A 13,056-nucleotide genomic window follows, 5' to 3' on the forward strand; every position below is an offset into this window, starting at 1 on the left:
GTTCCGGCGGCGGCTGCCCTACAACACCACCCAGCGTAGACACCGTGACGGGTTCGGGCCTCAGTGCTTCGCCTACTCATGGCCTGCGGCAGGATGGATGCCACCTGGTACGTACGCGTCATTCGCGTATCTACTGAAGACAACCGCTGGAGACGCCCGGTGAGTTCCCCAGATCCACAGGTTCGCGCAGCGCGAAACCTCTCAACTCCGGCCCCCGTCCGCGGGCCGGTGGTAGCCGTCACGGGCGCCGCGTCCGGCGTGGGCGCGCTGCTGACCGAGCGCCTCGCGGCGTCGGAAGAGATCAAACAGGTCATCGCCATCGACGAGCGCCGGGGCGAATGCGCCCAGGCCCAGTGGCACATCCTGGACGTGCGGGACCCCGCGATCGCCGAGAAGCTGCGGGGCGCGGACGTCGTGGTGCACCTAGCGCTCGATCTCGACCTGGAGACCGACGCCGCCGCCCGTACGGCGTACAACGTGCGTGGTACACAGACCGTGCTGACGGCGGCCGCCGCGGCGGGCGTCCACCGTGTCGTCCTGTGCACGTCGGCGATGGTCTACGGAGCGCTGGCCGAGAACGAACTGCCCCTCTCCGAAGACGCCGAATTGCGCGCGACCGCGGAGGCGACCGGGGTCGGCGACCTCCTGGAGGTCGAGCGGCTCGCCCGGCGTGCGCCGCGTGCGCACCCCGGTCTGAACGTCACCGTCGTACGGCCCGCGATTCTCGTGGGCGGCACAGACACGGCCCTCACGCGCTACTTCGAGTCGCCCCGGCTCCTTGTGGTGGCGGGGTCGCGGCCGGCCTGGCAGTTCTGCCACGTCGAGGACCTGTGCAGCGCCCTGGAGTACGCCGTCCTGGAGAAGGTCGAGGGTGAGCTCGCCGTCGGCTGCGACGGGTGGCTCGAGCAGGAAGAGGTCGAGGAGCTCAGCGAGATCCGGCGCATGGAGCTTCCCTCCACCGTCGCGCTCGGCGCCGCGGCGCGGCTGCACCGGATCGGTCTCACTCCGTCTCCGGCCGGTGACCTGGCGTACACGATGTATCCGTGGGTGGTCAGCGTCAGCAGGCTGCATGACGCGGGGTGGCGGCCGCAGTGGACCAACGAGGAGGTTCTCGCGGAGCTCCTGGAAGAGGTGTCCGGCAGGCGTACGGTCGCCGGGCGGCGCCTCGGGCGCAAGGACGCGACCGCCGCGGGTGCCGCGGGCGCGACCGTCGCGCTGCTGGGCGCGGCCGCGGTGGTCCGCCGGGCGCGGAAGGCGCGGCGGCGGATCTGAGGGCCTGCCTGTAGGGATCTCCAAAGCGGTACGCGTGCGTGCCGGGTGAAAACGGTATTCCGTGATGTCCGTGCCGTGCGGCACGATGGCCGTATGGCACGCACCACGAACGAGCACCCCGGCGAGCAGGCCGCACAGGATCCGATCCGGCTGCTCGCGATCCGTGACACCCCGCTCTCCCTGGACGAGGTGTTCCGGGCCGTCGGCGACGACGCCGCCGGCGGCACGGCGCTCTTCGTGGGGACCGTGCGCAATCACGACGGCGGCGCCGACGTCGACGAGCTGGGGTACTCGACCCACCCCACGGCCGAGGCGGAGATGCGCCGGGTGGCCGAGAAGGTCGTCGCCGAATTCCCGGTGCGTGCCCTTGCCGCCGTCCACCGCGTCGGCGACCTGGCCGTGGGTGATCTGGCGGTCGTCGTCGCCGTCTCCTGCCCGCACCGCGCGGAGGCCTTCGCCGCCTGCCGCAAGCTGATCGACGACCTCAAGCACGAGGTGCCGATCTGGAAGCACCAGCGCTTCTCCGACGGGCAGGAAGAGTGGGTCGGCGCCTGCTGAGTCCGCCGCCTCCCCTTCCTGGCCAAGTGCCCCACGGGCTTCCGGTTGCGTAACCCGACCCCTGGCGTGAGCGTTGACAGAGCGGATGGTTAATCTGCTGATCAGTCAGTTGCGGTCGCTCGTGGGGTCAGGAGGTCGACATGGCATCACTTGCCTGGTTGCTGATTCCGTTTGCGGCGGCAGTCGGTGCGGGTCTGTGGGGTGGCTGGGCCACTCGTAACCGCAAGTCGGGCAAGACGGGCGACGTCACGGAGCTCAACGGCTACGCGGCCTTCCGCAAGGCCATGGACAAGTCGCACTGAGCGACCTGATATCCCGCCCCGGAGCCTGAAGGCCCCGTACGGACTGGCCCCAGGGGTGCACTGACAGACAGGTCCCGTACTGTCGTTCCATGCCACGCCGCACCGCGACGATGCTCGCCTCCACCCTGATGCTGATCGCGCTGCTCTGCGCGGGAGTCCTCATCAAAGTTCCGTACGCGGAGATGTCCCCGGGCCCCACGGTGAACACCCTCGGCGACCACGGCGGCGAGCCGGTGCTGCAGATCTCCGGCCACAAGACGTACCCGACGACCGGTCACCTCAACATGACCACGGTCCGGGTCACCAGCGCCGACTACAACATGAACATCGCGGAGGCCGTCTACGGCTGGCTGGCCCACGACAACATCGTCGTGCCGCACGACACCCTCTACCCGGACGGCAAGACGGAGCAGCAGTCGTCCCAGGAGAACGCGGAGGAGTTCAGCCAGTCCCAGGAGAGCGCCAAGGTCGCGGCGCTGCGGGAGCTGGACCTTCCGGTGAAGTCGCAGGTGGTCGTCTCCACCGTCTTCAAGAAGAGCCCCGCCGAGGGCAAGCTGCACGCGGGCGACGTCATCAAGAAGGTCGACGGGACGCCCGTGAAGGAGATGACGGACGTCGCCAAGCTGGTCACCAAGCACAAGCCGGGCCAGAACGTCGTCTTCAGTGTCGTCCCGGTCAAGGAGGCGGCCGCGGCGGAGAAGGCCGGCAAGGAGGCCACGGAGACCGACGACGTCGAGATCACCACGGAGAAGGCGAAGGACGGCCGCGCGATCGTCGGCATCCAGGCGGGCACCGACCACACCTTCCCGTTCACCATCGACATCAAGCTCGCGGACGTGGGCGGCCCCAGCGCCGGACTGATGTTCGCGCTGGGCATCGTCGACAAGCTGACCCCGGACGACCTCACCGGAGGCAAGTTCGTGGCGGGCACCGGCACCATCGACGACAGCGGCAAGGTCGGCCCGATCGGCGGCATCGAGATGAAGACCGTGGGCGCGCGCGACAAGGGCGCCGAGTACTTCCTGACGCCGAAGGACAACTGCGCCACCGCCGCCAAGGACATCCCCGACGGGCTCACGCTGGTCAAGGTGAACACCATCGACGACGCGGTGGACGCCTTGAAGGACATCCGCAAGGGCGACACCGCGGACCTGCCGCAGTGCACGGCCAAGAAGTGACAGACGCCTGCGCCGCCGCCGGAGAACCCGGCGGCGGCGCAGGCGCATGACCGCCGAGTTACTCGGCGAACGTCGCGGCCAGCGCGTCCGCCAGGCCCGGGACCAGGTCGGAGCCCGTGAGAACCTCCGTCGCGGAGTCCTTCTCGCGCAGCCGCAGGGCCGACTCGCGCGCACCGTCACGGAGCACCGCGACCGTCATGCGGACCTCCTGACGGTCCGGGTGCTCGGCGACCCACTTCGCGAGCTTGCCCTCGCTGAGCCCTTCCGGGACCGAGGTCTCCGCGGACGGCGGCAGCATCATGCGCTCCACGGTGAGCGCGCAGCCCGCCACCGCGTCCGGCCAGGCGATGGTGCCGAGGAACTCGTCGAGCGGCTTCCCTTCGGGAAGCTCCTCCTGCTCGATGGGGGTCAGGCCGGTGTCTTCCTGGGTTTCGTCGAGGCCGAGCTGCGAGGCGAGGCCGGGTTCTTGGGTGCGCAGTCGCGCCGTGTCGACGAGCGCGAAGAGGCGTGCGGGCCGGTCCCAGCCCAGGCCGGACGCGTACTCGTCGATCTCGAGGACGGCACGGGTGAGGGGGCTCGCTGCCATGGGAGTGTTGGACATGGTCACAATCCTGCCTCGTTAGTCCCGAGAAACGGGAACCGAGTAAAGCGTGAGTAAGTTGCATAGGTGTGGGTCCACGATCACGGGGCCCTGACGGATCAACAGAATCAACATCGAACTTCGAGGTGCGCACCTTGGCTTTCCAGATGCCGGACCGCGGCGGAGGCCCGACGGGGCCACGGATCAGAGTGGGCCGACCGTCCCGTCGCGTCCGGACCCTGCTCATGACACTGGGCATCCTGGCCGTATTGGCCATGCTCTTCGTCATGTTCGCGGGGTTCTGGACGGACTGGCTCTGGTACCGCTCGGTCAACTATTCGTCGGTCTTCACGACGACCCTGTGGACCAAGGTAGGCCTGTTCTTCGTCTTCGGCCTGCTCATGGCGGCCGCGGTCGGCGTGAACATCTGGCTGGCGCACCGGCTGCGCCCGCCGCTGAGCGCCATGTCGATGGAGCAGCAGAGCCTCGACCGGTACCGCATGAGCATCGCGCCGTACAAGAAGTGGCTGCTGCTCGGCATCGCCACGCTGGTTGGCCTGATCGCGGGCGCGTCCGCCGCGGGCCAGTGGCGCACGTGGCTGATGTGGGTGAACGGCGTCTCCTTCGGTCAGAAGGACCCGCAGTTCCACATGGACGTGTCGTTCTTCGCGTTCGACCTTCCCTGGTACCGCTTCCTGCTCGGCTTCGGCTTCGCGGCGACGGTGCTCTCCCTGATCGCCGCCGCGCTCACGCACTACCTGTACGGCGGGCTGCGGATCACCAGCCCCGGCGCGCGGGCGACGGCGGCGTCGACGGGCCATCTGTCGGTGCTGCTCGGCATCTTCGTGACGCTCAAGGCCGTGGCCTACTGGCTCGACCGGTACGGCCTCGCGGTGAAGTCCAGTGACTTCAAGGCGACGGGCAACTGGACGGGCCTGCGCTACGTGGACGCGAACGCGTATCTGCCGGCGAAGACGATCCTGTTCTGCATCGCCGTCATCTGCGCCCTGCTGTTCTTCGCGACACTGTGGCGGCGCACCTGGCAGCTGCCGGTCATCGGCTTCGGCCTGATGGTGCTCTCCGCCATCCTCATCGGTGGTCTGTACCCGGCCATCGTGCAGAAGTTCCAGGTCCAGCCGAACGAGCAGGCCAAGGAATCTCCGTACGTGGAGAAGAACCTCAAGGCCACCCGCGCGGCGTACGGAATCGGCGGCACCGAGGTCAAGGAGTACCCCGGCGTCAGCAGGACGGCCGACCAGACGAAGCTGCGCGACGACGCCAACGGCGCCGCGAGCGTCCGGCTGCTCGACCCGAACATCGTCTCGCCGACGTTCCAGCAGCTGCAGCAGATGAAGAACTACTACGGCTTCCCGTCGAACCTGGACGTCGACCGTTACAGCAAGGACGGCAAGGACCAGGACACGGTCATCGGCCTGCGCGAGCTGAACCTCGACGGCGTGCCCAAGAACAACTGGATCAACGACCACTTCCGCTACACCCACGGGTTCGGCGCGGTCGCGGCCAAGGGCACCGAGGCGGACAGTCAGGGACGACCGGTCTTCACCGAGTCCGACCTGCCGTCCAAGGGCAATCTCGGGTCGTACGAGCAGCGGATCTACTACGGCGAGAAGACGACGCAGTACTCGATCGTCGGCGGCCCGCAGAAGGAGATCGACTACTCCGACGACAGCGGCGAGAAGACGACGAGCTACAAGGGCGACAGCGGCGTCAATCTCTCCAACCCGATCAACAGGGCCGCGTACGCGGTGTCGTTCGGTGAGCCGCAGATGCTCTACTCCGGCGCGATCGGCGAGGGTTCGCGGATCCTCTACAACCGCACGCCCAAGGACCGCGTCGAGGCGGTGGCCCCCTGGCTGACCATCGACGGCGACGCCTATCCGGCGGTGGTCGGCAACAAGATCCAGTGGATCGTCGACGCCTACACCACCACCAACGGCTATCCCTACGCGTCGCGTACGACGCTGGGCGACACCACGGCCGACTCGCTGACCGCGGCCAACAACCAGCGTGCGGTGGTGGCCCAGCAGAACCAGGTCAACTACATCCGCAACTCGGTGAAGGCGACCGTCGACGCGTACACCGGCGAGGTCACGCTCTACGAGTGGGACACCAAGGACCCGGTCCTGAAGACCTGGCGCAAGGCGTTCCCGGGCACGGTCAAGGACAAGAGCGAGATCTCGCAGGCTCTGATGGACCACATGCGGTATCCGCAGGACCTGTTCAAGGTCCAGCGCGAGCTGCTCTCCCGCTACCACGTGAAGGACGCCGAGACGTTCCTCAGCGGCAGTGAGGTGTGGCAGGTGCCCGACGACCCGACGAACAAGTCGGGCAGCGCCGTCCCGCCGTACTACCTGAGCATGAAGATGCCGGACCAGAAGAAGCAGGACTTCTCGCTGACGACGTCCTTCACGCCCAACGGCCGGGACAACCTGAGCGCCTTCATGGCGGTCAACGCCGAGGCCGGGACCAGCGATTACGGCAAGATCAGAATACTGAAGATGCCGTCAAGCAGAACGGTCGACGGACCAAAGCAGGTACAGAGCAAGTTCAACTCCAACGAGGACATCGCCGAGCAGATCAGGCTCCTGAAGGGCGGTGACTCAGAGGTCGACTACGGCAATCTGCTGACCGTGCCGTTGGACGGCGGCCTGCTCTATGTGGAACCCGTCTACGTGAAGGGCGGCGGGCTCAAGTACCCGCTTCTCAAGAAGGTCCTCGTCACCTACGGCAGCAAGATCGCCTTCGAGAACACCTTGGAGGAGGCCTTGAACCAGGTGTTCGGCAAGGACGGTGCGCCACCGGTCGAGGAGCCACCACCGGGCGACGAGGAGAAACCCGATCCGCCGAAGTCCGACGACCCGACGGTCCAGGCGGCGCTCGACGACGCGCAGAAGGCCTTCGAGGACGGCCAGCAGGCGCTGAAGGACGGCGACTGGAAGGCGTACGGCGAGGCGCAGAAGGACCTCGAGGAAGCGCTGCAGCGAGCAGAGGACGCCCAGTCCAAGGAGCCGAAGGGCAACAACAAGGGCGGCTGACCAGGTGTGAAGCACCCACCCCGCGCCGTGGTACTGTTTGAACACAACGGCGCGGGGTGGAGCAGCTCGGTAGCTCGCTGGGCTCATAACCCAGAGGTCGCAGGTTCAAATCCTGTCCCCGCTACTAGAAGACGAAGGCCCGGATCCTTATCGGATCCGGGCCTTCGTCATGTGCCCGTGGTGCCGTGTCGGCGTGCGCTGTTCTGTGCGAAGCATGCTCCGGCCGGGGGGAGTTGGGGAATCTGTGTTTCACTTATCTCTCTGTGGGCATGTCGACAAAACGCTGAAGTGACCTCACTGGCTGCGGTATACCAGGTGTACCCAGGTTGCAGGTGGTGCGACGATGGACGTTATGGGGGACAAGGCAACTCTGTTGGAGACAGGGCGGTTTGTGCAGCCGGCCGACCGGGAGGATCCCGGGGCGGCCGCCGAGGAGTTGCGCCATCGGCTCGCCGCCGAGGCCGGAGATGTCGACGCGATGAGCGTCCTGGGAAGCCTTCTGCTGCGCCGCGGCGATCTCGACGGGGCCGAATCCATGCTGCGCGCGGCGACCGCCGAGGGCGACCGCGCCGCGGCCAACAACCTCGGAGTCCTGCTCCACCAGCGTGGATACGCCGATGAGGCGGCCGGCTGGTGGCGGGTCGCCGCCGTCGCCGGATCTGCCGCGGCCGCGCACGCGCTCGGGCGGCACCACCGTGAGCGCGGCGACGAGCCGGCCGCCGAGTACTGGCTGCGGCAGTCCGCCGAGCAGGGCCACGCGCTGGGGGCGTACGCCCTCGCCGACCTCCTGGAGCACCGCGGGGACGCGGGCGCCGAGCGCTGGATGCGGGCTTCCGCCGAGCGTGGCCACCGCGAGGCCGCGTACCGGATCGCCCGCGCCCTCGACCGGCGGTCCGCCGCCGAGCCCGCCGAGTCCGCCCAAGACGACGGCGTACGGTCCGCCGCCGCGGAGGCCGAGCAGTGGTACCGCCAGGCGGCCGCGCGCGGGCACCGGCGTGCCGCGCTGCACCTCGGCGCGATCCTGGAGCAGCGCGGTGAGCTGAAGGAGGCCGGCCGCTGGTACCTGAACTCCGCGAAGGACGGCGAGGCGCGTGCCGCCTGCGCCCTCGGCTTCCTGCTGCGGGACGCCGGCGACACGGAGAGCGCCGCCGTCTGGTGGCTGAAAGCCGCCCAGGACGGGGACGGGAACGCCGCGAACGCGCTCGGTGCGCTGCATGCCGAGCGGGGCGAGACCCAGACCGCCGAGCGGTGGTACCGCGCGGCCATGGACGCGGGCGATGTGAACGGCGCCTACAACCTCGGGCTGCTCTGCGCCGAGCAGGGGCGGACCGCGCAGGCCGACCAGTGGTACCGGCGTGCGGCGTACGCCGGCCACCGCGAGGCGGCCAACGCGCTCGCCGTGCTGCTCCTGCAGGGCGGCGACGCGGCGGGCGCCGAGCCATGGTTCTCCAAGGCCGCCGAGGCGGGCAGCGTGGACGCGGCCTTCAACCTCGGGATCCTGTACGCGTCACGTGACGACGAGGGCGCGGCGCTGCCCTGGTACGAGCGTGCGGCGGCCGCCGGGCACACCGAGGCCGCGCTCCAGGTCGGCACGGCGCGGCTGCGCGAGGGCGACGAGCAGGACGCCGAGCGGCATCTGCGGTGCGCGGCCGGTGGTGGCAGTGCGGAGGCGGCGTATTGGCTCGGCACCGTGCTCGATGCGCGGCGGCCGCCCGCGGGTCCGCCCGCGCTCGGGGAGCCCGCTGCCGAGAAGACCGAGTGCGAGGAGTGGTACGAGCGGGCCGCCGAGCAGGGGCACCGGCGTGCGCAGGTGCGGGTCGGGATGCTGGCCGCGGGGCGTGGCGACGTCGTCGAGGCCGCTCGGTGGTACCGCCTCGCCGCGGAGGCGGGCAGCCGGAACGGGGCGTTCAACCTGGGGCTGCTGCTTGCGCGTGAGGGCAGTGAGCCCGAGGCTGCGCTGTGGTGGACGCGGGCCGCTGACGCGGGGCATGGGCGGGCGGCGCTGCGGCTTGCGCTGCTTTACGCTCGGCGCGGGCAGCTGGTGGAGGGGCAGCGGTGGGCTTCCCGTGCCGTTGATCTTGGGCCTGCTGAGGTTTCCGAGCGGGCGGCTCGGTTGCGCGAGGCGCTTCAGCAGGAGCTGACGGCTTAGCTTGCCCACGCTGTTTGTACCTTGGCGTTGTCGGGCGGGTGCAGGCCGGTGGGTGGGCTGTGCCCACCCTTCCCCAAGCTCTCGGCTTCGCTCGAGCAGGGGAGACCCCACTCGCCCTGCGGAACGCCTGCCCACAGCGAGGCGCGGAAGCAGATTTGCGCTGGTCGTGGGCTTGACGTAGAGTTGCGTTTACCGACGCGGGGTGGAGCAGCTCGGTAGCTCGCTGGGCTCATAACCCAGAGGTCGCAGGTTCAAATCCTGTCCCCGCTACTGAAACCGAAGGTCCGGAACCCATCAGGGTTCCGGACCTTCGGCGTTACTTGTGGCCCACCGCCTCCCCGTACAGCTTGCGGTCCACCGCCTTCTCCTCCGGGACCTTGTCGCCCTCGGCGACGCCCGCGGCCTCGTACGCATCCTGGAGCCGGTCCGTCGTGCCCGAGCGGATCTCCCAGTCCATGCGGAGTGACGGAGTCGACTTCAGGACCGCCTCGTCGGTCTTCAGGAGCTTCGCCAGTTCGGAGACGAAGGCCTTGTCCGCCTTGTAGTCGCCGGCGAAGTACGTGTTCACCGTCCTGATGTACGCGCGGAGCAGCGCCACGCCCGCGTCCGGGTCCTTGGTCAGGAGATCGGGGCCGAACAGGAGGCCGCCGAGGGGTTCGCCCTGGGGCTGGCCGCCCAGGAAGGCGTACCGCTTGTCGCCGTCGACCTTGCGCCAGACCGGGTCCAGGAGCCAGGCGGAGTCGGTGCCGCCGTTCTGGAGGGCGGTCAGGACGTCCGCGGAGCCGAGCTGCTGGAACTGGATCTCGTCGAGGCCGCCGCCGTGCTTCTTCAGGGCCTTGCCCATGGGGTACGAGATGACCGAGCCCTTGCCGATCATGGTGCCGAGTTTGCGGCCGGCCATCGGGACGTGGTCCGCCTGCTCGCCCTTCTTCAGTTTCACCCACAGGCCGCTCTTGGACCGTGGGTCGGGGGAGAAGTTCCCGGCCGCCCACTTGATGGTGAAGCCGCTGGTGATGCCGTTCATCACGGCGGCCTCGGGGGCGGCCCACTGGGCGTCGATGTCTCCCTTGGCGAGGAGGGGGAGCGCGTCGGGGGTCGGCAGGACCTTGAGGTGGACGTCCAGGCCCTCCTTCTTGAACTCGCCCTTCTTCACGGCCATTTGGAGGGGTGCGACATACTCCGCGCTCAGCGTGCCGGTCGCGATGGTCAGGCTGCGTTCCTTCTTGAGGGGCTGCGGGGCGGGCGCGCCCTTGGCGCAGCGGGCCGGTTTCCGGTCCGGTGCCAGGTCGGCCGGGTCGGTCCAACTGCCCTTGCCGCAGCCGGGAACGGCCTTGACCGTGCGGGGCTTGGCGGCCGGCGAGGAGTCCGTGGTGTCGTCCTCCTTCGCGCAGCCCGCGGCGGCGAGCAGCGAGCCCGCCACCAGCAGGGTGGTCAGAGCGGTGGTACGGGTGCGGGTACGCATGGGGCCTCCGAGCACATTCGTACGTACGGTCATGACTGGCTTCTGCCTCGGTCGCGCGGGGCCCACGGGGTGAGCAACCGGCCCGCGATCCGCACCAGTTCGGAGAAGACGACGCCGAGGACGGCGACGCAGACGATGCCGACGAACATCACGTCGTTCTGGAACAGCGCCCGTGAGTCGAAGATGAGGTGGCCCAGGCCGTCCGCCGCCGCGATCTGTTCCGACGCGACGATGACGAGGACCGCGACGCCCGCCGCGATCCGCGCTCCGACCAGTACGGCGGGGAGGGACGCCGGCAGCAGGACGTGGCGGAACATCTGCCATGGCGACGCCCCGAAGACCTGGCCCGCGTCGCGGTGTCCGGACGGCACGGCGAGCACCGCCGCCATGGTCGAGATCCAGACGAAGAAGAAGACCGTGGCCGCGACGAGCGCGATCTGCGGGCCCTCGCCGAGGCCGAACATGTTCAGGAAGACGGGGAGGAGCGCCAGTTTCGGTACGACGTACAGGGCATCCAGGAGCGGTTCCAGTGCGGCGCGTACGAGCGAGAGGGAGCCCATGAGCAGGCCGAGGGCGTAGCCCGTGACCGTGCCGATCGCGTATCCGGCGAGGACGCGTTTGAGCGTGGCCCAGACGTCGGGCCACAGCTCGCCTTCGGCCGCGCGTTCCCAGCCGTCCTCGATGATCGTCTGGGGTGCGGGGTAGACGCGGTCGTCGATCCAGCCCTGGGTGGCGGCGAGCTGCCAGAGCAGGACCAGGGCGAGCGGGACGGCGACGGCGAGGCCGAGCTCCAGGGTGCGGCGTCTGCGGTGGGTGCGGGTGGGGTGCAGTTCCTGGGGGCCGGGGCGCCTGACCAGGACGCCTTCTTCCGGGGCGTGGGTTTCTTGTGGACTGCGTACGTTCTTGGTGTCCGCGCTCATGCCGGGACCGCCTCTCGGCGGACCTCGCCGCGCAGGAGTTCCCACAGCTCGCTCTTGAGGGCGGCGAATTCCGGCGTGGAGCGGATGTCGCCGGTGCGGGGGCGGGGGAACGGCGGGCGGTGTTCGGCGATGATGCGGCCGGGGCGGGCCGACATGACGAGGACGCGGTCGCCGAGCACGATCGCCTCTTCGAGGCTGTGGGTGATGAAGAGGGTGGTGGTGCGGGTGGTCTGGGTGAGGTCGAGGAGTTCGTCCTGGAGGATGGTGCGGAGCTGGGCGTCCAGAGCCGCGAAGGGCTCGTCCATCAGGAGGATTTCGGGCTCCACGGCCAGGGCGCGGGCGATGGCGACGCGTTGGCGCATGCCGCCGGAGAGGGTGGCGGGGTAGGCGTCCGCGAAGTCGGCGAGGCCGAGGCGGGTCAGCAAGGCCGTGGCTCGGGCGTTCGCCTCGCGGCGGGGGGTCTTCTGGATGTCCAGGCCGAATCTGACGTTTGCCTGGACGGTTTTCCAGTCGTAGATGCCGTAGTCCTGGAAGATCATCGCTGCGGGGCGCTGCGCGGCTGTGCGGATCTTCAGCTCGCCCCTGCTGGGCTTGAGCAGGCCCGCTGCTATCCGGAGCAGGGTCGACTTTCCGCAGCCGGATGGGCCGACTATGCAGGTGAACTCGCCGGGGGCGATGTTCAGGTCCACCGGGCCCAGGGCTTCCACGGCTTTGGCGCCGCGGCCGAACGTTCTTGTCAGGGCGTGGGCTTCTAGTTTGGGGTGCGGATCTCCCACGGGGTCTCCTTGCGGAGGGCAGGCGGATGTTCGGGCGCCGCCGAGAATATGACGGGGCGTCAGATTCGGGAAGAGGGTCTGCTTGGCTGAGATTCGCCTGCCGACTGCGGGCCGTGGGTGGTTTGTGCCCACCCGTTCCGCCCTGCGGAACGCCTGCCCACAAACCACACACACAAGGCAAACGAAAGCCCCCGGTGCCTGGTAGGCGCCGGGGGTTTTCGTGGACGTACGAAGGCGAAGTGCTACGCCGCCGCGCAGCTGGGGCACGTGCCCCTGTACGTGACCTCTACTCCCTCGACCGTGAAGCCGAAGCGTTCTGAGGTGGGGAGGCTGGTCAGGGGGTTGCCTGTGGGGTGGACGTCGCGGATCGCGCCGCATTTGGCGCAGACCAGGTGCTGGTGAGGGGTGTGCGCGTTCGGGTCGTAGCGCTTCGCCCTGCGGTCCGTCGAGACCTCAAGGACCTCGCCGAGGGTCACCAGCTCGCCCAGGGTGTTGTAGACGGTCGCCCGGGAGATCTCGGGCAGCTTGTCCACGGCGCGGGCATGCACCTCGTCGGCCGTCAGGTGGACGTGCTCGCCGTCGAGGACCTCGGCCACGACGCGCCGCTGTGCGGTCATGCGCCAACCGCGTCCGCGCAGTCGTTCCAGGAGGTCACTCATAAGGGCCACCTTAACAGGGAGTGGGACCAGGTTCCGAACAGGTGTGACTTTGGATGCTTACTTGACTTAGACAATGTCTATCGTAGGATCGAGTACGGCAAACGCCAAGGGACAGGACTTGCAGGAAATACGCAGGAGGCGCAC

Annotated in this window: 11 protein-coding genes and 2 tRNA genes; 8 read left to right on the plus strand and 5 right to left on the minus strand. The window is 68.9% G+C overall.

Annotated features, from left to right (window positions below; translation table 11 throughout):
- The first annotated feature begins 159 nt into the window (after positions 1-159).
- From OG453_RS24510 to OG453_RS24525, 4 genes are all read left to right on the plus strand, one after another.
- Entirely contained in the window at positions 160-1,272 is a 1,113-nt protein-coding gene (locus OG453_RS24510) for an SDR family oxidoreductase (protein WP_135334375.1), read from the plus strand.
- A gap of 93 nt (positions 1,273-1,365) precedes the next feature.
- The gene (locus tag OG453_RS24515; protein ID WP_135334374.1) at positions 1,366-1,830 is read left to right on the plus strand and encodes a molybdenum cofactor biosynthesis protein MoaE; all 465 of its coding nucleotides are present in this window, start codon (positions 1,366-1,368) and stop codon (positions 1,828-1,830) included.
- Positions 1,831-1,970: 140 nt separating this feature from the next.
- A complete protein-coding gene (locus OG453_RS24520) occupies positions 1,971-2,132 on the plus strand; it encodes a hypothetical protein (RefSeq protein ID WP_266870622.1) in 162 nt (53 codons plus the stop codon).
- A gap of 89 nt (positions 2,133-2,221) precedes the next feature.
- On the plus strand, positions 2,222-3,310 hold the full coding sequence (locus OG453_RS24525) for a PDZ domain-containing protein (RefSeq protein WP_266870623.1): 1,089 nt from the start codon (positions 2,222-2,224) through the stop codon (positions 3,308-3,310).
- A 58-nt stretch (positions 3,311-3,368) separates the two neighbouring features.
- Here the strand turns inward: OG453_RS24525 and OG453_RS24530 are convergent, their stop codons facing one another.
- Complete coding sequence (locus OG453_RS24530) at positions 3,369-3,911, minus strand: PPA1309 family protein (protein WP_266870624.1); 543 nt, start codon at positions 3,909-3,911, stop codon at positions 3,369-3,371.
- Between the two features lie 146 nt (positions 3,912-4,057).
- On the opposite strand from OG453_RS24530, the gene OG453_RS24535 reads away from it, so the two are divergent.
- The 4 genes from OG453_RS24535 to OG453_RS24550 all read left to right on the plus strand — a co-directional run bounded on the left by OG453_RS24535 (position 4,058) and on the right by OG453_RS24550 (position 9,365).
- A complete protein-coding gene (locus tag OG453_RS24535; RefSeq protein WP_266873112.1) occupies positions 4,058-6,946 on the plus strand; it encodes a UPF0182 family protein in 2,889 nt (962 codons plus the stop codon).
- Positions 6,947-6,996: 50 nt separating this feature from the next.
- Positions 6,997-7,070, plus strand: a tRNA-Met gene (locus OG453_RS24540).
- Between the two features lie 219 nt (positions 7,071-7,289).
- Complete coding sequence (locus OG453_RS24545) at positions 7,290-9,095, plus strand: tetratricopeptide repeat protein (protein WP_266870625.1); 1,806 nt, start codon at positions 7,290-7,292, stop codon at positions 9,093-9,095.
- 196 nt (positions 9,096-9,291) lie between these two features.
- Positions 9,292-9,365: transfer RNA gene (locus OG453_RS24550), tRNA-Met, on the plus strand.
- Between the two features lie 46 nt (positions 9,366-9,411).
- On the opposite strand, the gene OG453_RS24555 is transcribed toward OG453_RS24550, so the two are convergent.
- The 4 genes from OG453_RS24555 to OG453_RS24570 form a co-directional block, all read right to left on the minus strand.
- Entirely contained in the window at positions 9,412-10,557 is a 1,146-nt protein-coding gene (locus tag OG453_RS24555) for an ABC transporter substrate-binding protein (RefSeq protein ID WP_266873113.1), read from the minus strand.
- A gap of 29 nt (positions 10,558-10,586) precedes the next feature.
- Entirely contained in the window at positions 10,587-11,477 is an 891-nt protein-coding gene (locus OG453_RS24560; RefSeq protein WP_266870626.1) for an ABC transporter permease, read from the minus strand.
- Complete coding sequence (locus OG453_RS24565; RefSeq protein WP_266870627.1) at positions 11,474-12,253, minus strand: ABC transporter ATP-binding protein; 780 nt, start codon at positions 12,251-12,253, stop codon at positions 11,474-11,476. Before OG453_RS24565 ends, OG453_RS24560 begins: the two co-directional genes overlap by 4 nt.
- Positions 12,254-12,495: 242 nt before the next feature.
- Positions 12,496-12,912: a Fur family transcriptional regulator gene (locus OG453_RS24570; protein WP_266870628.1), complete on the minus strand. Its 417-nt coding sequence runs from the start codon at positions 12,910-12,912 to the stop codon at positions 12,496-12,498.
- Positions 12,913-13,056 lie beyond the last annotated feature (144 nt).

Origin of the sequence: Streptomyces sp. NBC_01381 (assembly GCF_026340305.1) — a bacterium.
Classification (GTDB): Bacteria; Actinomycetota; Actinomycetes; order Streptomycetales; family Streptomycetaceae; genus Streptomyces.

Coding starts and splice junctions, on each gene's coding strand:
- OG453_RS24515 (WP_135334374.1), top strand. CDS start 1,366: ATGGCACGCACCACGAACGAGCACCCCGGCGAGCAGGCCGCACAGGAT.
- OG453_RS24520 (WP_266870622.1), top strand. CDS start 1,971: ATGGCATCACTTGCCTGGTTGCTGATTCCGTTTGCGGCGGCAGTCGGT.
- OG453_RS24525 (WP_266870623.1), top strand. CDS start 2,222: ATGCCACGCCGCACCGCGACGATGCTCGCCTCCACCCTGATGCTGATC.
- OG453_RS24530 (WP_266870624.1), bottom strand. CDS start 3,911: ATGTCCAACACTCCCATGGCAGCGAGCCCCCTCACCCGTGCCGTCCTC.
- OG453_RS24535 (WP_266873112.1), top strand. CDS start 4,058: ATGCCGGACCGCGGCGGAGGCCCGACGGGGCCACGGATCAGAGTGGGC.
- OG453_RS24545 (WP_266870625.1), top strand. CDS start 7,290: ATGGACGTTATGGGGGACAAGGCAACTCTGTTGGAGACAGGGCGGTTT.
- OG453_RS24555 (WP_266873113.1), bottom strand. CDS start 10,557: ATGCGTACCCGCACCCGTACCACCGCTCTGACCACCCTGCTGGTGGCG.
- OG453_RS24560 (WP_266870626.1), bottom strand. CDS start 11,477: ATGAGCGCGGACACCAAGAACGTACGCAGTCCACAAGAAACCCACGCC.
- OG453_RS24570 (WP_266870628.1), bottom strand. CDS start 12,912: ATGAGTGACCTCCTGGAACGACTGCGCGGACGCGGTTGGCGCATGACC.